Annotated in this window: 22 protein-coding genes and 2 tRNA genes; 17 read left to right on the top strand and 7 right to left on the bottom strand. The window is 61.1% G+C overall.

Translation table 11 applies throughout. The annotated features are described in order from the left end of the window. Window positions 1-24: 24 nt before the first annotated feature. A complete protein-coding gene (locus CN673_RS17940; RefSeq protein ID WP_099867777.1) occupies window positions 25-171 on the bottom strand; it encodes a DUF1127 domain-containing protein in 147 nt (48 codons plus the stop codon). A gap of 350 nt (window positions 172-521) precedes the next feature. Continuing rightward, the gene (locus CN673_RS17935; protein ID WP_099867817.1) at window positions 522-662 is read right to left on the bottom strand and encodes a DUF1127 domain-containing protein; all 141 of its coding nucleotides are present in this window, start codon (window positions 660-662) and stop codon (window positions 522-524) included. 766 nt (window positions 663-1,428) lie between these two features. Here CN673_RS17935 and CN673_RS17930 point away from each other — a divergent pair. The 4 genes from CN673_RS17930 (at window position 1,429) to CN673_RS17915 (ending at window position 4,687) form a co-directional block, all read left to right on the top strand. Next, window positions 1,429-1,513: transfer RNA gene (locus tag CN673_RS17930), tRNA-Leu, on the top strand. A 93-nt stretch (window positions 1,514-1,606) separates the two neighbouring features. Beyond that, complete coding sequence (gene tig / locus CN673_RS17925) at window positions 1,607-3,052, top strand: trigger factor (protein ID WP_099867776.1); 1,446 nt, start codon at window positions 1,607-1,609, stop codon at window positions 3,050-3,052. Window positions 3,053-3,429: 377 nt separating this feature from the next. Next, a complete protein-coding gene (locus CN673_RS17920; protein ID WP_099867816.1) occupies window positions 3,430-4,134 on the top strand; it encodes a rhomboid family intramembrane serine protease in 705 nt (234 codons plus the stop codon). Between the two features lie 124 nt (window positions 4,135-4,258). After that, window positions 4,259-4,687, top strand: coding sequence for a CBS domain-containing protein (locus CN673_RS17915; RefSeq protein WP_099867815.1), 429 nt, complete (start codon window positions 4,259-4,261; stop codon window positions 4,685-4,687). 7 nt (window positions 4,688-4,694) lie between these two features. Here the strand turns inward: CN673_RS17915 and CN673_RS17910 are convergent, their stop codons facing one another. Genes CN673_RS17910 through CN673_RS17900 form a run of 3 tightly spaced genes read right to left on the bottom strand, consistent with a single transcriptional unit; the run spans window position 4,695 to window position 7,041 of the window. Continuing rightward, entirely contained in the window at window positions 4,695-6,032 is a 1,338-nt protein-coding gene (locus CN673_RS17910; protein ID WP_099867775.1) for an ATP-binding protein, read from the bottom strand. Next, window positions 6,029-6,703 (bottom strand): response regulator transcription factor, encoded by a 675-nt coding sequence (locus CN673_RS17905; RefSeq protein WP_099867774.1) that lies wholly within the window; start codon window positions 6,701-6,703, stop codon window positions 6,029-6,031. Before CN673_RS17905 ends, CN673_RS17910 begins: the two co-directional genes overlap by 4 nt. Then, a complete protein-coding gene (locus tag CN673_RS17900) occupies window positions 6,700-7,041 on the bottom strand; it encodes a PepSY domain-containing protein (protein ID WP_099867773.1) in 342 nt (113 codons plus the stop codon). Before CN673_RS17900 ends, CN673_RS17905 begins: the two co-directional genes overlap by 4 nt. Before the next feature lie 168 nt (window positions 7,042-7,209). On the opposite strand from CN673_RS17900, the gene CN673_RS17895 reads away from it, so the two are divergent. From CN673_RS17895 to CN673_RS17880, 4 genes are all read left to right on the top strand, one after another. Continuing rightward, on the top strand, window positions 7,210-8,199 hold the full coding sequence (locus tag CN673_RS17895; protein WP_099867772.1) for a PepSY domain-containing protein: 990 nt from the start codon (window positions 7,210-7,212) through the stop codon (window positions 8,197-8,199). Between the two features lie 209 nt (window positions 8,200-8,408). Further along, window positions 8,409-9,365: a TAXI family TRAP transporter solute-binding subunit gene (locus tag CN673_RS17890; protein ID WP_198586047.1), complete on the top strand. Its 957-nt coding sequence runs from the start codon at window positions 8,409-8,411 to the stop codon at window positions 9,363-9,365. A 130-nt stretch (window positions 9,366-9,495) separates the two neighbouring features. Beyond that, entirely contained in the window at window positions 9,496-11,628 is a 2,133-nt protein-coding gene (locus CN673_RS17885; RefSeq protein ID WP_370853071.1) for a TRAP transporter permease, read from the top strand. Further along, window positions 11,625-12,005, top strand: a complete 381-nt coding sequence (locus CN673_RS17880) for a DUF1850 domain-containing protein (protein ID WP_099867771.1) — start codon at window positions 11,625-11,627, stop codon at window positions 12,003-12,005. Before CN673_RS17885 ends, CN673_RS17880 begins: the two co-directional genes overlap by 4 nt. A gap of 9 nt (window positions 12,006-12,014) precedes the next feature. On the opposite strand, the gene CN673_RS17875 is transcribed toward CN673_RS17880, so the two are convergent. Together CN673_RS17875 and CN673_RS17870 are read right to left on the bottom strand one after the other, a co-directional pair. After that, a complete protein-coding gene (locus CN673_RS17875; RefSeq protein WP_157928939.1) occupies window positions 12,015-12,230 on the bottom strand; it encodes a hypothetical protein in 216 nt (71 codons plus the stop codon). A 225-nt stretch (window positions 12,231-12,455) separates the two neighbouring features. Further along, window positions 12,456-12,545, bottom strand: a tRNA-Ser gene (locus tag CN673_RS17870). 177 nt (window positions 12,546-12,722) lie between these two features. On the opposite strand from CN673_RS17870, the gene CN673_RS17865 reads away from it, so the two are divergent. The 9 genes from CN673_RS17865 (at window position 12,723) to CN673_RS17825 (ending at window position 21,297) form a co-directional block, all read left to right on the top strand. After that, window positions 12,723-13,112, top strand: coding sequence for a hypothetical protein (locus CN673_RS17865; RefSeq protein WP_198586046.1), 390 nt, complete (start codon window positions 12,723-12,725; stop codon window positions 13,110-13,112). Between the two features lie 248 nt (window positions 13,113-13,360). Further along, on the top strand, window positions 13,361-14,407 hold the full coding sequence (locus tag CN673_RS17860; RefSeq protein ID WP_099867811.1) for a septal ring lytic transglycosylase RlpA family protein: 1,047 nt from the start codon (window positions 13,361-13,363) through the stop codon (window positions 14,405-14,407). 93 nt (window positions 14,408-14,500) lie between these two features. Continuing rightward, window positions 14,501-15,682, top strand: coding sequence for a D-alanyl-D-alanine carboxypeptidase family protein (locus CN673_RS17855; RefSeq protein ID WP_099867769.1), 1,182 nt, complete (start codon window positions 14,501-14,503; stop codon window positions 15,680-15,682). A gap of 151 nt (window positions 15,683-15,833) precedes the next feature. Continuing rightward, window positions 15,834-16,511, top strand: coding sequence for a dTMP kinase (gene tmk / locus CN673_RS17850; protein ID WP_099867768.1), 678 nt, complete (start codon window positions 15,834-15,836; stop codon window positions 16,509-16,511). Beyond that, window positions 16,508-17,545, top strand: a complete 1,038-nt coding sequence (locus CN673_RS17845) for a DNA polymerase III subunit delta' (RefSeq protein ID WP_099867767.1) — start codon at window positions 16,508-16,510, stop codon at window positions 17,543-17,545. Before tmk ends, CN673_RS17845 begins: the two co-directional genes overlap by 4 nt. A gap of 72 nt (window positions 17,546-17,617) precedes the next feature. Then, window positions 17,618-19,165 carry a methionine--tRNA ligase gene (metG, locus tag CN673_RS17840; protein ID WP_099867766.1) on the top strand — a complete coding sequence of 516 codons (1,548 nt, stop codon included), beginning with the start codon at window positions 17,618-17,620 and terminating at the stop codon, window positions 19,163-19,165. Between the two features lie 7 nt (window positions 19,166-19,172). Then, on the top strand, window positions 19,173-19,967 hold the full coding sequence (locus CN673_RS17835) for a TatD family hydrolase (RefSeq protein ID WP_099867765.1): 795 nt from the start codon (window positions 19,173-19,175) through the stop codon (window positions 19,965-19,967). Continuing rightward, window positions 19,967-20,797, top strand: a complete 831-nt coding sequence (locus tag CN673_RS17830) for an MBL fold metallo-hydrolase (RefSeq protein WP_099867764.1) — start codon at window positions 19,967-19,969, stop codon at window positions 20,795-20,797. The genes CN673_RS17835 and CN673_RS17830 overlap by 1 nt, the downstream gene beginning before the upstream one ends. Further along, window positions 20,797-21,297 (top strand): YbaK/EbsC family protein, encoded by a 501-nt coding sequence (locus tag CN673_RS17825; protein ID WP_099867763.1) that lies wholly within the window; start codon window positions 20,797-20,799, stop codon window positions 21,295-21,297. Before CN673_RS17830 ends, CN673_RS17825 begins: the two co-directional genes overlap by 1 nt. The last annotated feature ends 20 nt before the right edge of the window (window positions 21,298-21,317 follow it).

Raw genomic sequence — 21,317 nt, 5'->3', positions numbered from 1 at the left:
CGCCAACGCACCGCGGCGCGAATATCAGCGCGAGGTGCGCGAGCCAAAGGTGTGGGTGACGTCGTAGCGCGTCAGACCGATGTCCTCGAGAGCCTCGTTGGAGAGACCACGGAGTTGGCTCATCGTGCGGCGGTGGTTCAGCCACGCGCGGGCGGAGGCGATCATGCTCATGTCAATGTTCCTGTGAGGCGACCGCGATAGTGCGGTGCAGCATTGCGCCCGATATAGGCGCCCAATCCTTGCGCATGAAGCGCAAACATTAGGCGTCAGATATGCAGCCTGCGCGCTGCTTGCAGAGAATGAAGGCGCACGGTTCATCGTGCGAAAAAAAACGGCAGAAAGTGAAACGGGCAACGCCAATACGGCGGCGGCGGCGCAAGGGGTTTCATAACGAAAAAGCCCGCCGGCACGATCGTGCCAGCAGGCTTTGTGAAATGGCCGACAGTTGGGAGGAGAAGGGCTGCCGGCCTGTTCGGCGAACGCTGGGAGGAGGAGCGTTCAAGCCGAATTCTAAAAGCCGCTTAGATTGCGGCCCGAGCGATCCGCGAGATGTCGGCGCGATTGACACCGATATCGCTCAGCTCACGGTCCGACATGCGGTTCAGTTCGTTGCAGGTCTGCCGAAACTTGCGCCAGTTGTTGAAAGAGCGTGTCACGTTCATCGTCTTCATCCTTCTTCTTGCGGCCGCGTCAGCGCGGCTGAATTCGATAGCCGGAACATAGGGAGTGAAGCGGCATTTGTGCAGTGCGAAAGAAGCATCTTGGCTATGCACCCACTGCATGAGAAACCGTGCGGAAATTAACCGGAGCTTCACACCAGCCGCTTGGGCCCTGCCGACCCTGTTTCCGAAGCAGCGATCCGCGCCTTGCCTGTCCGGCCTGGACAAAAAATAACGCCCGCCGGGGGAGGAGATCCGGCGGGCGCTACTTATGGTGATGGATGGTTGGGAGGAGGATAACCATCCATCGTATCGAAGAGGCAATGGGAGGAGGAGATTGCCACTCCGAATTCCGGTGCCGATTAACGCCCGGTCGGCGATCGAATAATCCTTAAAACCATTCGATGGTCTCATAATAAGCGATTCGAGAACTTTGTGCAGTGCAATATTCACATGGAAGCTATGCACCTTACGCGGTTCTCGACAACGTCAACAAATTCGCCTTCATGAAAGAAGGTCAACGACTTGCCGACCTGTCATCGCCGTGACTTTGCATTTAGGTACGATGACGCACCGCGGGAAGGGGCTGGGCATCATTTTTCTTCACGCCAAGCTCTGCCGGCTGCAGCGCGCCGCCCACCGCCATCAAGGTAGGGCTGGCGGCAGGGCGATTGGCAGCATTTTTCCTTTGAACGTCAGGAATCGAGTGATATAGAGACGCGCGCTCGAGGATGCCCTTGCAGCGTCGATCGTCCTATGGGGTATCCGAGCGGGTGTGGTGGAATTGGTAGACACGCCAGATTTAGGTTCTGGTGGCGCAAGCCGTGGGGGTTCAAGTCCCTCCACCCGCACCAGAAACGATCGAACGCCGCTTCAGGCACAATGAATTCAGGTTCAGCGCTCCACCCGCGTCGAGCGCTGCCAGACACTATCAAGAAGGTTTGACAATGCAGGTTACCGAGACCCTGGCCGAAGGCCTGAAACGCGAGATCAAGGTCGTCGTTCCGGCTCAGGAAATGGAGCAGAAGCTCAACGAGCGGCTGGCCGATGCAAAAAGCAAGGTGCGGCTGAACGGCTTCCGGCCCGGCAAGGTGCCGATGTCGCACCTCAAGAAGATGTACGGCAAATCGTTCATGGCCGATCTCGTCAACGAGATCATTCGCGACAAGCCGAGTGCGATCCTCACCGAACGCGGCGAACGGTCTGCTACGCAGCCCGAGATCAAGATGACCGAGGACGAAGAGGAAGCGAACGAAATCCTCAACGCCAAGAAGGATTTCGAGTTCTCTGTCGCCTATGAAGTCATTCCTGCGATCGAATTGCAGGACAACTCCAAGCTCAAGGTCACCCGTGAAGTCGTCGACGTTCCGAACGAGGAGGTCGAGGAACAGGTGATGCGTGTGGCGGAGAATGCCAAGACGTACGAGACCAAGAAGGGCAAGGCGGCCGACGGCGACCGCGTCACCATGGACTATCTCGGCAAGGTCGACGGCGAAGCATTCGACGGCGGCAAGGACGAGAACGCGGAACTGGTGATCGGCTCGAACCGCTTCATTCCCGGCTTCGAAGAGCAACTGGTCGGCGTCAAGGCTGGCGATGAGAAGACGATCACCGTCACCTTTCCCGAGGACTACCCGGCCGCCCACCTTGCCGGCAAGGAAGCAACATTCGACGTCACCGTGAAGGATGTCGCAAAGGCTGCGGAGCTGAAGATCGACGACGAGCTTGCAACGAAGCTCGGGCTGGAATCAGCCGACAAGCTGCGTGAAGTCGTGCGCGGCCAGATCGAAAGCCAGTACGGCCAGATGACGCGTCAGAAAGTGAAGCGGCAGATCCTCGATCAGCTGGATACGCTCTATAAGTTCGACGCGCCGCAGACCCTGGTCGATGCGGAGTTCAACAACATCTGGACCCAGATCACCCGTGACCTGGAACAGTCGGGCAAGACGTTCGAGGACGAAGACACGACCGAAGAGGCCGCGCGCGAAGAATACCGCAAGCTGGCCGAGCGTCGGGTTCGTCTCGGTCTGGTTCTTTCCGAAATCGGTGAGAAGGCCGGCGTGACGGTTTCCGATGAGGAGATGCAACGTGCTGTCTATGACCAGATCCGGCAGTATCCCGGGCAGGAAAAGCAGATCCTCGAATACTTCCAGAAGACGCCGGGCGCCGCGGCCTCGCTGCGCGCTCCGATCTTTGAAGAGAAGGTGATCGATCACCTGCTCGGCGAGATCGAGGTGACGGACAAGACCGTCACCAAGGAAGAATTGATGGCGGATGAAGACGAGGACGGCGAGGCAAAGGCCGAAGCCGCCGACAAGAAGCCCGCCAAGAAGAAGGCCGCACCGAAGAAAAAGGCTGCTGCCAAGAAGGACGAGTCTTCCGACGAAGCCTGATCGCGACCATCTCGATGAGGAGAAAGGCTGCCATGCTCACGCATTGGCGGCCTTTTTCTTGGCCATGGCTGCGTTAGGGTTAACAGATTGTTGATGTTGAGCTGCATCCCACCTTGTGGCATCGTGGCTCATCTCCAGTTCGACCATGTTTCCGGCATCCCAGCCTGAAGCTGTTGAGGCCGTCCGATACCTGCGGACGGCCTCTTTTTTTAGCCCCGGTCCGGCAGAGCTGTGCATCGAGGCCGGCGATTTGACTTCGTCATCGCACCATACCAAGTCTGGAAAGCCTGCGTTCCCGTGGAAGGGCGGGGTAACCATTTGGAGAACCGAATTTGACGAACGATGCCGAGCCCGACGCCCAGTCCTTGCATCCGCCGATGCAGGAGGCGCTGAGGGAGCGTCCCAGGGAGCCGATCTTCAATCTCCCCCGTATCGTGCTGATCTTCATGGGCATCGTGTGGGCGGTCCATCTTGCACGGGTCGGTCTGCTGGACCGTGGGCAGGATTTGCGCGTGATTGTCGAAACGGCATTCATTCCGCTTCGTTACGCCGTTCCACTGTCTGACCAATCGCCGGCCTGGCTCTGGTCTCCGGTCACCTATTCGTTCCTGCACGGCAGTTTCGCGCACCTCATCGTCAACTCGGTTTGGATGGCTGCGTTCGGTGCGGTTGTCGCACGTCGGATCGGAACGGCGCGCTTCTGCGCGTTCTGGATCGCTACGTCGGTGGCGGCGGTTACGCTGCATCTGGCGCTTCACTGGGGCGAGGAAATTCCTGTAATCGGGGCGTCGGGCGTCGTTTCCGGTCTGATGGGCGCGGCTGCGCGATTTGCGTTTCCCGAAAATGGGCGTTTCCGTCGCGACAAGGCGCACTTTCTGCCGCGCTTGTCGATCGCCGAGTCCCTGACCAACCGCACCGTTCTGATCTATCTCGGCATCTGGTTCGGCATCAATGCGCTCGCCGCGCTCGGGTTTGGTGGCGACCCCTCGGGAACGATGGATATCGCATGGGAGGCGCACATCGGCGGCTTTCTGTGCGGCTTCCTGCTCTTCGCCGTGTTCGACCGGCGGGACTGGCACTGACAGGCCATTTTGATCATGCGGATGGACCGAACGGCCGGCTTGCAAATTGCCGCATCGCGCCGCACGATCATGATGGTGGCCGGCTATGGTGCCGTGCGGGGCAGGAACTGGCGTGGAGGATGCGATGACGGTGAAGGTAATTCTGGACGAGAAGGGCCGGGAGGTCGAAACGCTTGAGAGATCGGCCACGCTGGCCGCTGCCGCTGCTGTTCTCGCGCGTAAGAAGATCGGCGCCGTCATTATCGTAAACGCCGAGCGTCAGATCCTCGGTGTCTTGTCCGAGCGGGACATCGTCCGTGCCGTCGCCGAAGCCGGGGCGGAGGTGCTGGGCCAGCCGGTGTCGAGCGCCATGACGCGGAAGGTTGTGACCTGCCGCGAGACTCACACCGTCAATGAAGTGATGGAGATCATGACCAACGGACGATTCCGCCATTTGCCGGTGGAAATCGATGGCAAACTTGGTGGCATTGTTTCCATCGGCGACGTGGTGCGCAGGCGCATCATGGAGGTTGAACGCGAAGCCGAGGACATGAAGGCCTATATCGCGAGTTGACCGCGCGTCAGTTTACCCTCGGAAGGGTCAGGTGCGCGTCAAGACCGCCCGACGCTCCGGCAGTCAGACTGAGTTGTCCTTGGTAGAGTTGCACGAGGTCGTCGACGATCGCCAGACCGAGCCCACTCCCGGGCTTGGCCTCATCCAGACGAACGCCGCGCGATCGGGCGGCATCGATCTGAGCCTTCGACATGCCGGGACCGTCATCGGATACGGAGATTTCCACCGAGTTGGCCGAGTTGGTCGCATGGATCACGACTGTTGAGGCTGCCCATTTGCAGGCGTTGTCGATGAGGTTCCCGAGCATTTCCTCCAGATCCTGGCGGTCGCCGGCGAAGAACGCGTCACCAAGGCTCGTGACCGAAATCGAGATGGCCCGATCAGCGTAGACCCCTTTAAAAACGGGCAAAAGGTCATCAAGTGTTGCGCGGACCGGCGTTCGTGCGCCGAGTATGCCGTGAGCCGCGGCCGATCGGGCCCGGCGCAGATGATGGCGGATGAGACGGTTCATCGTCGCAGACACCTCCGCCAGCCTTCCATTGCATCCCTCGTTTCGCGCGGCAATCTCGTTTTCGAGGACGGCGAGCGGCGTCTTTAGTCCGTGGGCAAGATTGCCGACGTGAGTCCGAGCGCGCGCAATCACGGATTGATTGTGATCAAGCAGCGCATTCAGTTCTTTCGCGATCGGCCTGATTTCGCTGTAAGTTTGCGGTGGAATTCGCTCTCGATCACCGCGCCGAACTTCTGCAAGATATCGTCCGAGCCGCTGAAGCGGCGCAAGACCGAAATGGACCTGAAGGGCAATTGCCAGTGACAGACCGGTTGCCAGAAGGAGGAGAGAGACGATCAGCGGCTCCACCACGGAGGCAACTTCCTCATCGATCACCGCAACCGGCATGGCGACGATCACGCGCAGACGCTGCGTGCCGCCGGGCACGGTGAAATCCCTGGCCATGCGGCGAATCATTTCCCCGCCCGGGCCGCCGACCTCTTGCGTGGTGATCGTTCCGTCCGGCTCTGCAACCGCGAGTCCAAGATCGACATCCCAGAGCGAGCGGGAGCGGGAGAGAACCTCCTGCGCATTGTTCAATTGCCAGTACCACCCCGAGAGCGGCTGATCGAATCGCGGATCGACGACCGAGTTGGAGATGACGAGATTGCCGGCCTGGTCGAATTCAGTGCCGGCCATTACGGCGACCATGGTCGCTGAGAGCGCCTCGTCGAACGTATGTTCGACGAAATTGCGCAGTAGAGAAGAGATCACGAAGCCTGCGACGATGATGGCGACCGTGGTCCAGACGATCGCGAGAACGATCAGCCGCAGCCGGAGTGAGCGCATTGTCATCGAGTCTCGCCACCACCGGCGGACAAACGATAGCCCTGGCCGCGGATCGTTTCGATCATGTCGCGACCGATCTTGCGGCGAAGCCGCCCGATGATCACCTCAATGGAGTTGAAGTCACGATCCGTATCGCGCTCGTAAAGATGTTCGCTGAGCTCGGTTCGGGTGATCGGACGTTCGGCGTGGTGGATCAGATAAGCGAGCATCCGTGTCTCGAATGCCGTCAGCTTGAGCGGCAGTCCGTTAAACGTGATGATCGCAAGTTGCGTATCGAGCGTCAGCGCCCCGCATGTCAGTTCACTGGTCGCATGGCCGGCGGCACGCCGCACCAGGCTGCGGCAGCGAACCACGACTTCTTCCATCCGGAACGGCTTGACGACGTAGTCGTCCGCTCCGGCACGAAAGCCGCGCACCTTCTCTGACCAGTCGTCGCGTGCCGTCAGAATGAGAACCGGGACGGTACGTCCGGCCCGCCGCCAGCTTTCGAGCACGGAAAGGCCATCCTTTTTGGGCAGGCCGAGGTCGAGCACAACAACGTCGTAGGTTTCGGTGGACCCGAGGAATTCGCCTTCCTCGCCGTCATGGGCGACATCGACTGCGAAGCCGGCCATGGTCAGGGCCTGCCTGAGTTGCTCGGCGATCCGCGGATCATCTTCGACGGCCAAAGCCCTCATGGTAAGCGTCTCGCGTCAACGAGACCGCGCCCATCAGCCTCAAGGATCGTTCCGTCCAGGGCATCGATTCGAATCTTCAGGATGTCGCCACGCTCTGTCAGCATACGAAGCTCGAATACCACGTCGGTCTTTTCGTGCGGCCGGCCGGCATCGATGGCGGCTTCGATGATGGTGCCTTTGAACCGCTCCTGAGCCTTTTCCATAGCCTCGGCGATGGAAATCGTTTCCGACTGTGCGGCGCGCCATGCCGATTGGACCCGTTCTTCCACCGCGGCGGGCCGCTCGCCGGCCATCAGCGGGAAAGGCGCAGCTGCGCTGGCGGCGGATGTCATCAACATGAAGAGGCTTCGCTGGAATGTCGATCGCACTATCATGATCAGATTATAGTTCAGGCTGATTGAACGGAAGTTGAACCGAACGGTTTCCCAGCGGTTCAGCCTCTCGAAGCTAAGGTCCAGTCATCGTCAACGACCGCTGCCGGTCAGCTGGCAGCGCACAGAAGGAAAATGACTGTGAAGAACACGCTTTCAAGAAAATCCATCTTCGCGGCTGCCGGCATACCGATACTGATGCTTTCTGGCTCCGTGCTGGCGCAGACCGTGTCCATCGAGCAGCTCGATGCTTCGGGTGGGCTTAGCATCGAGGGGGAGGTCCGCGACGTCTTCGGGAACCGCTTCGTGATCGAGGACGACACCGGCCGCATTCTGGTCGAGACGGGACCCGCGCGCGGTCAGTCGTACGACCTGCGCGAGGGCGAGCGATTGACGGTCTTCGGGGAGCCCGATGGCGATAGCTTCGATGCCTTTCGGATCGTGCGAGAGGACGGAACGGAGATTGAAGTGCGTCGCCCGAGCGGTCCGCCGCCGTGGGCCGGCCAGGGTGAAAGCGGGCGGCAGGCACCGGATGGACCGCGCCAGGCTCGCTTGAATGAAGACGAGGCAGCGGCCGTTCTTCGCGATGCAGGGTTCTCCGATGTGCGATTGGAAGAACGCGACGAGCATCATTACGAGTTCGACGCGACAGACGTCGACGGCCGGGCCGTCGAGATCGAGCTGATGTTCGACGGATCCTTCAAGAAGGTCGAGGTCGACAGCGGCGGTGCGGCACAGAACGCTGATTTCCGCGCGCTTCTGCCGGAAGGCGTACAACGCGCGCTCGATGAACGCGGCGTTGTCGACATCCGCGAGTTCGACGCCAAGCCCCGACACTATGAAGTCGAGGGTTTCGATGCAGAAGGGCGTGAGATCGAGATGGACATCGAGAATGACGGCCGCATCCGCAAGGTCGAGATCGATGATCGCGCTGCTCCGCCCCAGGCGACCGTCGACGAGGCAGGGTTGCGCGAACGCGTGGAGGCGAACGGTTACACGTTCGAAGGCAATGTCGAGCGCAAGCCGCGCCATTTCGAGGTTCGCGCAACAAATCCGGAAGGCGAACCGGTGGAACTGCATGTCGATCTCAACGGCGAGATATACAAGGAACAGCTGCGCCGCTGATTTGCACGTGATGTCCGATGAGGGCCGCTGGAGCGTTCTCTTCCGGCGGCCCGGATCACCTGCGGCGAAATGTGGCCGCGGTGTGGTCGGTCAACTTGCCTTGCTGTGAGGCGGCGTGTAGTCCTAAGCGGCGATCGGGAGCTGACTTCCGAGAACCAAGAAGACGACATGATCGCGGACATTTTCCGCGTCTCCAGGGAGGACAAGCAATGTCGACAATGTTCACCAAGGCAGCCGCCGGTGCGCTGGCGCTCGGTTTGGCGATGGTGCCGATGACGGCCAAGTCGCAGGAATTCATCAATGTGCTGACGGGGGGCACCTCGGGCGTGTATTATCCGCTCGGCGTCGCGCTTTCCGAGATCTACGGCGACAACATCGAAGGCGTTCGCACCCAGGTCCAGTCGACCCGCGCGTCCGTCGAGAACCTGAACCTTCTGGAGCAGGGCAGGGGCGAGATCGCCTTCTCGCTCGGCGACTCCCTCGTGATGGGCTGGGAAGGCAATGAGGAAGCCGGCTTCCGGGCGCCGCTGCAGAAGCTGCGCCGTGTGGCCGCGATCTATCCGAACTATATCCAGCTGGTCGCGACGGCCGATTCCGGCATCACGACGCTTGCAGACCTGGAAGGCAAGACACTCTCGGTCGGTGCACCGGCGTCGGGCACCGAGCTGAACAGTCGCTCCATCCTCGCAGCCGCGGACATGAGCTACGAGGATCTCGGCCAGGTCCAGTATCTGCCGTTCGCCGAATCGGTCGAACTCATGAAGAACCGTCAGCTCGACGCCACCTTGCAGTCCGCCGGGCTCGGCGTGGCATCCATTCAGGACCTGTCGACGACCAATCCGACCACGGTCGTGGAAATCCCGTCCGACCTCGTTGAAAGCATCGGCGCGCCCTATGCACCCGGCGTCATCCCGGCCGGCACCTACGAGGGCCAGGATGAGGACGTGGAGACGGCGACGGTCGTCAACTATCTCGTCACGCACGAGGACGTCGATGAGGAGACGGTCTACCAGATGACCAAGCTTCTTTTCGAGAACCTCGACCGCATGGTTTCCGCTCACGCGGCCGCCGAGGCGATCAGCATCGATGCCGCCGTGGACGAGAACCCCGTTCCGCTGCATCCGGGCGCAGAGCGCTACTACAAGGAAGAAGGCTTGATCGACTGATCGTCCGCTTGACCATGCGATGACGACGATCTGATTGGTGCGGCGCTCCGGGATTTCTTCCGGAGCGCCAGCTGTTTTCGGCGTGGGATGCGTGCTGCAGTCCGGGCGCCAGATTGAGCGAGCAAAGACGATGCCCGATACCACCCAGCGTGACCTTCCGATGGACGCGGAGCTTCAGGCCCCGCCCGATGTCGACGCGGAGCACGGTTTACCGGGCGGGTTCGGCAAGGGCATCGAAGGCAAGATCGTCTTCCTCATCGCCATTGCCTTTTCCGCGTATCAGCTCTGGTTCGCCGCCTACCATCTCTTGCCCAGCCAGACGGCGCGAGCGATGCATGTCGGCTTCGTCCTGCTCCTCGGCTTTGGCCTTCTTTCCAGCCTGAAGGGCGGCGCGCTGCCATTGCGCATTGCGCTGTGGACGGCGGGAATTCTCGGGTTCCTCGGCGGCCTCTACTATCTGGTCTTCTACGAGGAATTGATCCTGCGCGAAGGCGGCTGGTTGTTGCCGCAAGATCTCGTGATCGGCACGATTATGATTGTGCTCGTTTTCGAGGCAACACGGCGGCTGATGGGCGCGGCGCTGCCGATCATTGCCGGGATATTTCTGCTCTACGGCATGTTCGGCGAGTATTTTCCCGGCGTTCTCGCCCATCGCGGTTATGGCTTCGACCAGATCATCGGTCATCTCGCATTCGGCACCGAGGGCATCTACGGAACGCCGATCTATGTCTCGGCGACCTATATCTTTCTGTTCATCCTGTTCGGCTCGTTCCTTGAACGCGCCGGAATGATCAAGCTTTTCACCGATGTGTCGCTCGGCCTCGTCGGGCATACGCGCGGCGGGCCGGCCAAAGTCGCGGTCGTTTCCTCCGGATTCATGGGCACGATTTCCGGTTCGGGTGTCGCCAATGTCGTTACCACGGGCCAGTTCACGATCCCGTTGATGAAGCGGTTCGGCTACAAGCCGGCATTCGCCGGCGGCGTCGAGGCGGTTGCATCGATGGGCGGGCAGATCATGCCCCCGGTGATGGGCGCGGTGGCCTTCATCATGGCCGAAACTTTGAACATTCCCTACACCCAGGTGGTCATCGCCGCGATCGTGCCGGCAATCCTCTATTTCACTTCCGCGTTCTGGATGGTGCATCTGGAGGCCGGAAAGCGCGGACTGCTCGGCATGAAACGGGAGGAGTGTCCAAGCGCACTCGGCGCCTTGAAGGCCGGTTGGTACCTCATCATTCCGCTGGCGATCCTCGTCTACCTCCTGTTCACAGGCTACACTCCGCTCTTCGCCGGCACGATGGGACTTGCGCTGACGGCAGTGCTGATCCTCGGCGGCGCCATCGCGCGCGGCCTGCCCCGTCAGACGATCCGCATCCTGTTCTGGGTGCTCCTGGGGCTCTTGTGTGCCGCGTTCTTCCAATACGGCGTCGACATCATCATCCTGACGGTTGCAGGTCTCGTCCTGGTCAACGCCTTCGTCAAGGGCGGCCGCGCCACGCTCGCCGATTGCCGCGATGCGCTGGCCGACGGTGCAAAGAATGCCCTGCCGGTCGCCATCGCCTGCGCCATGGTCGGCGTGATCATCGGCATCCTGACGCTGACCGGCGCGGCCTCCACATTTGCGTCTTTCATCGTCAGGGTCGGAGAGGCGAATCTTTTTCTTTCGCTGGTCCTGACCATGTTCACATGTCTGGTGCTGGGCATGGGCATCCCGACGATCCCGAACTACATCATCACCTCATCGATCGCCGGGCCGGCCCTTCTGGAACTCGGCGTGCCCTTGCTTGTCAGCCACATGTTCGTCTTCTACTTCGGCATCCTTGCCGACCTGACGCCGCCGGTGGCGCTCGCTGCCTTCGCCGCAGCTCCGATCGCGAAGGAATCGGGAATGCGCATCGGCGTGCAGGCCGTGAAGATCGCGCTGGCCGGCTTCGTCATTCCGTTCATGGCGGTCTACACGCCGGCACTGATGCTGCAGGACGGTGGGCCCCTGGCAGCGGCGATCGGCTATTGGCCGGCCGTTGCCTACATCGTGTTCAAGACGTTGCTGTCCATCGGCCTGTGGGGCGCGGCGGCGATCGGTTTTCTGCTCGTTCCCCTCAACTGGACTGAGCGATGCGTGGCGACGATCGCGGCCTTTACCTTGGTCCTTGCCATGCCGGTAACGGACGAAATCGGCTTCGCGCTGGCCGCAGGGGTGATCGGCTTTCACTGGTGGCGTGCCAGGGCCGTGCGCCACGCCCATCAGACGATTCCGGAATGATGCTCTGTCTGGACGCCTCCGGCCGCACGGTCGCGCTGGCGATAGAAGCCTTCACTCTGATCTGGTCGCATTCGGTTGAGAAGACCGAATGGCGTGAGGACTGGCGTGTGGGTGAAAAGGGACTGTCGATCGTCCAGGCGAGCGTCGAGGGCACAGGCGCGGGCATGGAGATACCTGAAGGCGCCCGGCGCGAAGGCAACGCTTGGGTCTATGTGCCCGACATGGCGCCGCTTGAGGAAGTGCGCTTTGCCGATGCAGGGCTCGGCAGCGACTGGACCATCTGCTGGAACGAACAGTGTCACCGGATGAATAGCGTGATCCCGACGAAGGGCTCCGGCCTGGTCATGCGGGCCTGCACCGCGGCAGAAGGCGATTAGAGGCGCGAATCACGCAGTCTCATGAGGGGCAGCACCGAGCCCGCGCTGTCTGGCGACAGCCATCAAGACCTTGCGCAGCCGGAAGCGCTCGATCGATACGACCGTGCTGCGATCGGACGCCGCGAATTCTTCGTCAAGTTCGATCAGAGCAGAGTGGAGGTCGTCATCTGATACGCCGTAATCTTCGGCGAGATAACGCACCATTCTGGTAAAGCTCTCGGACATGGATCACGCTCTCCGGTTGGGTGATGGCGGTTCAAACGATGGATACGACGACCATCACGACGGCGAAAACCGAAAGAGCCGTCGCGAACACGTCAGTGGCCTGGCGGGAAAATTCGTCCATGAGACCTCTCCATTTGTTTGCGCCGTTAACACCCGGAGCGCCCAAATGGTTCCACAATGCAGCCACATTGCTTAAGGCCGAGGTAATAAAATTTTAGGGAATGATGGCGGAGGAGGTGGGATTCGAACCCACGGTACGGTCTCCCGCACGCCGGTTTTCAAGACCGGTGCCTTAAACCGCTCGGCCACTCCTCCGAACCGGGTCGTTCTGCGCGAATCTCTCCGCGATTGCAAGAAGGCGCATAGGCAGATGACACAACGTAATCATTTGTGAATACGCGTAGCACCAATAAGTGCGGTCTCGCCAAAACCAAACGTGGCCTTTGACCGTTGTTCTTCAAAGGACCGCCCAACTCTTGAGGAGATCGCACAATGGCCGCGACGAAGTCCGTCACCGCGCTAAGCGCCATCGTAGCGCTCATGATGGCGCCGGCCCTGGCGCAAGACATGAGCGGCGAGCAGCTGGAGAGCCTCGTCAGCGGCAAGCGTGTCTACCTTCAAACGCCCTATGGCGGCGAGTTTCCGCTTGTTTATGCATCCGACGGCTCGGTAACCGGCGATGGATCGGATCTCGGCCTGGCGCGCTTTTTCGCACCACGCGAGACGGGCAACTGGTGGGTCGACGGCGCGAATCTGTGCCAGCAGTTCCCGACATGGTACGAGGGGGAAGCCTCTTGCTTCACCATCGAAAAGACCGGCGACAACACGATCAACTGGCAGCGTGACGATGGCCAGTCCGGCACGGCTCGCATCGAGGGCTGACCCTCGATCAGGCCGATCCCGATCACAATCGCCCAGATCCGTTCAGGACGATCTGGTTCACTCCCCCCATTTCTGCCATGTTCCCGCTGAAATTGACGATTTGATAATCTTTCGGGGACATCAGATCGTTCACGGACGAAGCATCGTCGTCCGGGCGATCCGACAGAATGAGTGCTGGTGTGGGACACGATCTTTCGCAGCGAGGGGCTGCGCGCTTGCCGAGTTTGAATGCAGCGACGCTGCTGCAGATGCGGCAACCATTGTTTCGGATAGCGGCAGTCGCCGTGGTCTGCAGCGGCGTCGCCGCATGCAATACGACCAAGGCGGTCACCACCGAGGACGATGCGGCCGCCGCCGAAATCAGCGAGACCACAAAATTCGCTGCCGTCGAATACGGTGTGCCGGCGAGCGAGCGGGTGACCACCAGCAAGTCGGTTCCCAAGGGCGGTGGCCGGGAGATGGTCGGCAAGCCCTACAAGGTGCGTGGGAAGTGGTACACGCCCGCAGAAGACCCGGACTACAACAAGAGTGGCCTGGCGTCCTGGTACGGCCCCAATTTCCATGGGCGGAAGACGGCCAACGGCGAGATTTTCGACCAGTACCACCTGTCGGCGGCCCATCCGACATTTCCGCTGCCGAGCTATGCACGCGTCACCAACGAGACCAATGGGAATTCGGTGATCGTTCGCGTCAACGATCGCGGACCGTTCGCCCACAACCGGATCATCGACGTTTCCAGCAAGGCCGCCGACCTGCTCGACTTCAAGAGTTCGGGTGTTGCCAAGGTGAATGTGCAGTATGTGGGTCCTGCGCGCATGGACGGGCACGACATGCCCTATCTGATGGCCACTTACCGGCCGGCCGGTGATCGTGGCCCGGTCGTCGCCCCGGAAGGGGTAGTGGCATCGGGCGTCATGCTGGCCATGACCGAGACCTCGCCCGCCATGCCGGGGGTCGCCAGCGATGCGCTGGCCGCCCAACCGGCCCTCGTGCCGGCCGCCAACGACGCGGTGACCGAGGCGCCGGCGCCCGCCGTAGTGGAAGATGTGCCGGCCACCACGACAGTCACATTGTCCTTGCCGCAGACCGGACCGTTGCCACCGGAACGCCCTGCGGAGGCTGGCATCGAGGCCGTTCAGCCAGCGCCTGGGCAGACATTGTCAGCCGCCTATGCTGCCGAACGCATTGTCGCGTCCTCCGCGCCGTTTCAGCGGGTCCTTCAGCAGGATCGTGACGCGTTGACATCCGCTGCGATCGTCGGAGCCTGGAAACGGCGGATGCCGTCGGATCGATAAGGGCGACGACGCTGCGTTTGATCAGCCGCATTGATCGCCCATCGCCGCGTTGATACTCTGGCCAGGTAGGGATTCCCGCCTGGGGTTTAGGTCATGAAATTTCGGACGCGTCGCGGCCTGTCGTCGCTCGTCTTGATTGTCGCGCTGCTTGCCGCGATCGCGCCGATGTTATTCAGCGGAACGGCGCGCGCTCAGCTTTTCGAGACGCGCGCGGCTCAGGCCTATCTTGTCGAGGCCGAGACCGGCACGGTTCTCTTTGCCAAGAGCGAGAATGAGGCGGTTCCGCCGGCCTCCCTGGCAAAGCTGATGACGATGGAGCTTGTCTTCAACGCGTTGAAGTCGGGCCGATTGACACTCGACGACACCTATGCGGTCTCGGAAAACGCTTGGCGCACCGGTGGCGCCATCTCTGGCACGTCGACCATGTTCGCGGAACTCGGCTCGTCGATCCGCCTCGAAGATCTGATCCAGGGCGTCATCGTTCAATCCGGCAACGATGCCTGCATCATCATCGCTGAGGGCATGGCCGGGTCGGAAGAGAATTTTGCGCAGCTGATGACGGAACGGGCCCGTGCGCTGGGTATGGAGACCTCGGTCTTCGGCAATGCGACGGGACTGCCGCATCCTGATGCCAAGGTGACGATGCGTGAACTGGTCGAACTCGCCCGCCATATCCACGCGTCCTACCCGGACTACTACCACTATTATTCGCAGCCGGAATTCACCTGGAACGGCATCAGGCAGCGAAACCGCAACCCACTCCTGAGCGCCAACATCGGTGTGGACGGCATGAAGACCGGCTTCACCGAAGAGTCGGGCTACGGCATTGTTTCGTCGATCGAGCGCAACGGGCGCCGGCTCTTTCTGGCAATGAGCGGCATGGAGAGCGAGCGCGAACGGGCAGAAGAGGCACGCAAGATCCTCGAATGGGGATTGCGCTCTTTCGAAAGACGCGCACTGTTCGCCGCCGACGAAGTCGTTGGAGAGGCAAGCGTCTATGGGGGCACGCAGGCCGGCGTTGCGCTCGTCGCGCAGCGCCCGATCGATATCTTCGTGCCGACGGCAAACGCCGATCGGCTCACCGCGCGCATCGTCTATGACTGGCCGCTTCGCGCGCCGGTCGAAACCGGTCAGCCTGTCGGCCATCTGCGCGTGTGGATCGGTGAGACGCTCAGCCAGGAAACGCCTCTTTATACCGCGGAAGCAGTCGAGCGCGGCCCGATCCATCGACAGGCCCTTGATGCGCTGCAGGAGCTGATGCTGTTCTGGCTGTGACGGCACAGCGCGCGAGCAAGCCTCAGGCGGTTCACCTCACCGATGAAATCCATTAAGACGTCCGGGGACGATGGCGTCGGAGCCTGCCCGCTTCCAGCCCGGCTGGAGTTGATTGGGGGCAGCACAAGATGGTGACCAGCAGGATCATGGATTGACGGACGGTCGCGGCGTATTCATCACATTCGAGGGCGGCGAGGGTGCCGGCAAGTCGACGCAGATTCGATTGCTCGCACGGAGTTTGCAAGAGCGCGGCCACGATGTGGCGGTGACACGCGAGCCTGGTGGCTCGCCCGGTGCCGAGGCCGTGCGTCACGTTCTGTTGTCCGGCGCGGCGGAAGAATTCGGCGTGCGGATGGAAGCGATCCTCTTCGCCGCTGCGCGATGCGATCATGTGGAGGTCTTCATCAGGCCCGCCTTGTCGCGCGGCACCATCGTCCTTTGCGACCGCTTCATGGATTCAAGTCGCGTCTACCAGGGAGTGACCGGCAATCTCGACCCGCGTTTCATGGAGACGCTGGAACGCGTCGCGGTCAACGGCATGGTGCCCGACCTGACGATCATCCTCGATCTGCCAGCCATCGAGGGACTGAAGCGCGCCCGGCAGCGCGGCGAAGCGTCTGCTGCGCCCGACAGGTTCGAGAAGGAAGCCATCGCCACCCATGAAAAGCGCCGTGAGGCCTTTCTCGATCTGGCAGAGCGGGAGCCGGATCGCTGCAAGGTGGTGGACGCCCTCCAGCCGGTCGACGCCATCGCCGCTGCCATCCGGAGCCTCGCCGATGCGACGCTCGGCGACAAGATGCGACCGCGACGAAGCGGGGCGGCGCGATGAGCGAAAGCACCGTTCTCGATGGCGCGGTTGATCCGCGCGCCAACCCTGTTCTTGTCGGACACGAGGCAGCGCAGAGCTTTCTTGCCCAGGCCTATCGCAGTGGGCGGATCCATCATGCGGTCTTGATCGAAGGGGCACGCGGCATCGGGAAGGCCACGCTGGCATTTCGGTTCGCCAATCATGTCTTGAGATATCCAGAGCCGCATGACGCGCCAGCCGAACTCGCCGAAGCGCATCCCGAGTCAACCGTGTTTCGACATATCGCGTCCGGTGCCTCTCCCGATCTGCTCCATCTGGAGCGGCCAACAGACGAGAAGACCGGCCGTGTCAAATCGGCGATCACTGTCGACGAAGTACGTCGCGCCGGGCGATTTTTTGGGCAGACCTCCGGCACTGGAGCCTGGCGCATCGTCATTGTGGATCCGGCCGACGATCTCAACCGATCAGCGGCAAATGCGATTCTCAAGATGCTGGAAGAACCGCCGCGCCGCTCGCTCTTCCTTGTTCTATCGCACGCACCTGGACGGTTGTTGCCGACCATCCGTTCGCGCTGCCTCTCGCTTCGTCTTTCGCCTCTGACAACGGATGAAGTCGATCAGGCACTGCAGGCACTTCCGGCGGGTCAAGGTACGTCCGCAAAGGAACGCTCGCGCGCTGCGGAACGGTCGGACGGCAGTGTCCAGCAGGCCGTCATGATGCTGAATTATGGCGGCCTCGACATTGTCGATGCTTTCGAAGCCATCATGGCGGGCGATGCGACCAGCTCTCGGCTGAAGGTCCACGCGCTGGCCGATACGCTGTCAGCCAAGGATCGCGACGATCTGTTCACATTCTTCTGCGATCACGTTTCCGTCTGGCTCGGCGACCGTGCGCGTATGGCGGCTGCTGCCGGCGATATCCAGGCCGCCGCGACCGATGCGGCGCTTGCCGAACGCATCGCGAACGATGTCACGGTAGCCGGTGCGTATAATCTCGACCGCAAACAGACGGTTTTGTCGCTCTTTTCTTGCCTCTTTGCGGCGCGGCTCCCATAGCCTCGGTGCGCCTGATGTCCTATGAGAGAGCGCACACGACAAGGCCTTCAAGAAATAACGGCATCGATACCCATGCGTTCAGACAATCGCTATTACATCACCACGGCCATTTCCTACCCGAACGGTACCCCGCATATCGGTCATGCTTATGAGTTGATCGCGACCGACGCGCTGGCGCGCTTCCAGCGTCTCGACGGGAAGGATGTCTTCTTCCTCACCGGTACCGACGAGCATGGTCAGAAGATGCTGCAGACCGCACGGCGCCTCGGCCTGGAGGCGCAGGAGCTTGCTGATCGAAATACGCTCGAATTCAAGAAGATGGCGACGTCCTTGAATGCTTCGAATGATGATTTTATCCGAACCAGCGAGGCCCGGCACCACGCGGCCTGCAAGGCCATATGGCAGCGTATGGAAGCGGCGGGCGACCTTTACAAGGACACCTATGCCGGATGGTATTCGGTCCGTGACGAAGCCTACTACCAGGAAAGTGAGACCGAAACGCGCGACGACGGCGTGCGCTACGGGCCGCAGGGAACACCGGTCGAGTGGGTCGAAGAGGAGAGCTACTTCTTCCGCCTCTCCAAATTCCAGGATCGACTGCTTCGGCATTACGACGAATGTCCCGATTTCATCGGGCCTGCCGAACGACGCAACGAGGTGATGGCTTTCGTCAAGGGTGGCCTCAAGGACCTTTCCATGTCACGCACGACGTTCGACTGGGGCATCAAGGTTCCCGGCGACGACAAGCATGTCATGTATGTCTGGGTCGATGCGCTCACAAACTACATAACCGCAGTCGGCTATCCCGATGAAAACAATGAGAGATGGGGATACTGGCCGGCCGACGCTCACATCATCGGCAAGGACATCATCCGTTTCCACGCCGTCTACTGGCCGGCGTTCCTGATGTCGGCGGGCATCGAGCTTCCGAAGCGCATCTATGCCCACGGGTTTGTGTTCAACAGGGGCGAGAAGATGTCCAAGTCGGTCGGCAACGTTGTCGATCCATTCGCACTGGTTGAGCATTTCGGGCTGGATCAGGTGCGCTATTTCCTGCTGCGCGAAGTTCCGTTCGGTCAGGACGGAAACTACAGTCAGGAATCGATCGCAGCGCGCATCAATGCCGACTTGGCCAACGATCTCGGCAATCTGGCACAGCGATCACTCTCGATGATCGCCAAGAACTGCGAGGGCAGGGTGCCTGTTCGCGGCTCGCTTGCGACCGAGGATGAAGAGATCCTGGCCGATATCGACGGCGTATTGACGAAGGCGCGCGAGGAGATGTCGACCCAGGCCATTCACAAGGCGCTCGCGCGCGTCTTTCAGGTGGTGGCCAATGCCAACCGGTATTTTGCCGGCCAGGAACCATGGGCACTGCGCAAGAGCGATCCTGAACGCATGAACACGGTGCTCTACGTTACGGCCGAAGTCATCAGGCAGGTCGCGATTCTTTGCCAGCCCTTCATGCCCGGCTCGGCGGCCAAACTGCTCGATCTGCTTTCGATCGACGAGGCGAACCGTGGCTTTGGAAGATTGGGGGAGGCGGGGCGCCTGGCCTCCGGAACGCCGCTTCCCAAGCCGGCCGGGGTCTTTCCGCGCTACATCGAAGCTGAGGAGTGAACGCCGCATGCTGGTCGACAGTCACTGCCATCTCGACTTTCCGGACTTTGCCGAGGAGCGCGATGAGATTGTGTCGCGCGCACGGGCATCTGGCGTCACGCGTCTTGTCACGATCAGCACGCGTGTGCGGCGCTTCGCGGATATCCTCGCGATCGCCGAACGCTATGACAACGTCTATTGCTCGGTCGGCACGCACCCGCACAACGCTGCTGAGGAAGCTGGGATCGAGGCGGAAGAACTGATCGCGCTTTCGCAGCATCCCAAGGTAGTGGCGATCGGCGAGGCAGGGCTTGACTACCATTACGACAAGGCGCCACGCGAGTTGCAGGCAAAGGGATTTCGCACGCACATCGCCGCTGCCCGTGCGACGGGCTTGCCGCTGGTGATCCACGCGCGCGACGCCGATGACGATGTCGCCGCGATCCTGGAAGAGGAAACGGGCAGGGGGCCCTTCCCCTTCATCCTGCATTGCTTCTCGGCTGGAAGACACCTTGCGGAAAAAGGCGTCGAACTTGGCGGCTATGTCTCCTTTTCTGGCATTCTCACGTTCAAGAAGTCCGATGAGCTGCGTGCGATTGCCAGGGACGTGCCGATGAACCGGCTGTTGGTGGAAACCGATGCGCCCTATCTCGCGCCGACGCCGCATCGCGGCCGGCGCAACGAACCGTCCTACGTTGTCCATACGGCGAAGGTTCTTGCCGACACGCTTGGCATTTCCGAGGCGGAGATGGCGCGGCAGACGACGGGCAACGTCGAGCGGCTCTTCACGAAGATGCCGCCCATCGAAGAGCACGCGGCGTGATGCGCGAGGTGATCCGCCGCTTCACCATCCTCGGCTGCGGGTCTTCACCCGGAGTGCCGCGCATCGATGGTGAATGGGGCGCATGCGATCCCGCCAACCCGAAAAACAGGCGAAGCCGCGCATCCTTCCTGATCGAACAGATCGATCCTGATCGCGGGACGACGACGGTGGTGATCGATACCGGGCCGGATTTTCGCGAACAGATGATCCGCGCGGATGTTCAGTCGCTTGACGCGATCTTCTACACCCATCCGCACGCAGACCATATTCACGGGATCGACGATGCGCGGATCTATGCGCTGCGCAAGCGCACGCAGATTCCGATATATGCCAACGCCTTCACGATGGAGCGGATCCGGCAAGGCTTCGGCTACTGCCTCGATACCCCGGAGGGAAGCGACTACCCGCCGATCGTCCGGCCCGAGATCATCGCGCAGTCCGATTCAGCGATCGTTGTCGAGGGCGACGGCGGTCCGATCGAACTGGCGCCGCTACGCCAGATCCACGGCGCCATCACCTCGCTTGGCTTTCGTGTGGGCGATGTGGCTTATTGCTGTGATATCAGTGGGTTTCCGGAGGAAACGCTTCCAAAACTTCAGAATCTCGACGTGCTTATCATCGATGCGCTGCAATACAAGACGCATCCGAGCCATCTGTCGCTGGACGAAGCTACGGAATGGATCGAACGGCTGAAGCCGCACCACGCCTATCTGACGCACATGCATATTCCGCTTGACTACCAGCGTGTCCAGGACGAAACGCCCGACCACATCGAGCCGGCATTCGACATGTTGCGCTTCGAGCGTTCGATCACTGTCGGAGAAGTGTGATGGACGATTCAGCACCGAAGACGAGCGCCGAGCGCGTGGCACTGAGCGCCGCTCGACTCGGGCTCGCCATCAATTTGCAGGTTCTCGACCAGTCGACGCGCACCGCCGATGAAGCTGCCAAAGCCTGCGGATGTGGTGTTGCGCAGATCATCAAATCACTGGTCTTTGTCGATACGCTCTCCGACCGGCTCATTCTCATCCTGGTATCGGGCGCCAACACCGTCGATATCGATGCCGTCGGCGCACGCTGTGGGGTTCGATTGGAGCGCTGCGATCCACGCCGCGTACGCGAGCAAACCGGATTTGCAATCGGCGGTGTGGCGCCGATCGGGCATCTGAATCCGATCCGCACCCTGATGGATCGAACGCTTCTTGATCATTCTTCGGTGTTTGCTGCCGCTGGACGACCGGACAGCGTATTCGAGGTCGATGCCGGGCAGCTTGCCGATGCGACATCGGCCGAACTCGTTGATGTCGTCTCATCCCATGGCACCAGATAGTTCCATAATATATCTTATGC

Source organism: Neopararhizobium haloflavum, assembly GCF_002750855.1.
GTDB lineage: Bacteria > Pseudomonadota > Alphaproteobacteria > Rhizobiales > Rhizobiaceae > Georhizobium > Georhizobium haloflavum.
This window is presented reverse-complemented; position numbering and strand designations above follow the sequence as displayed.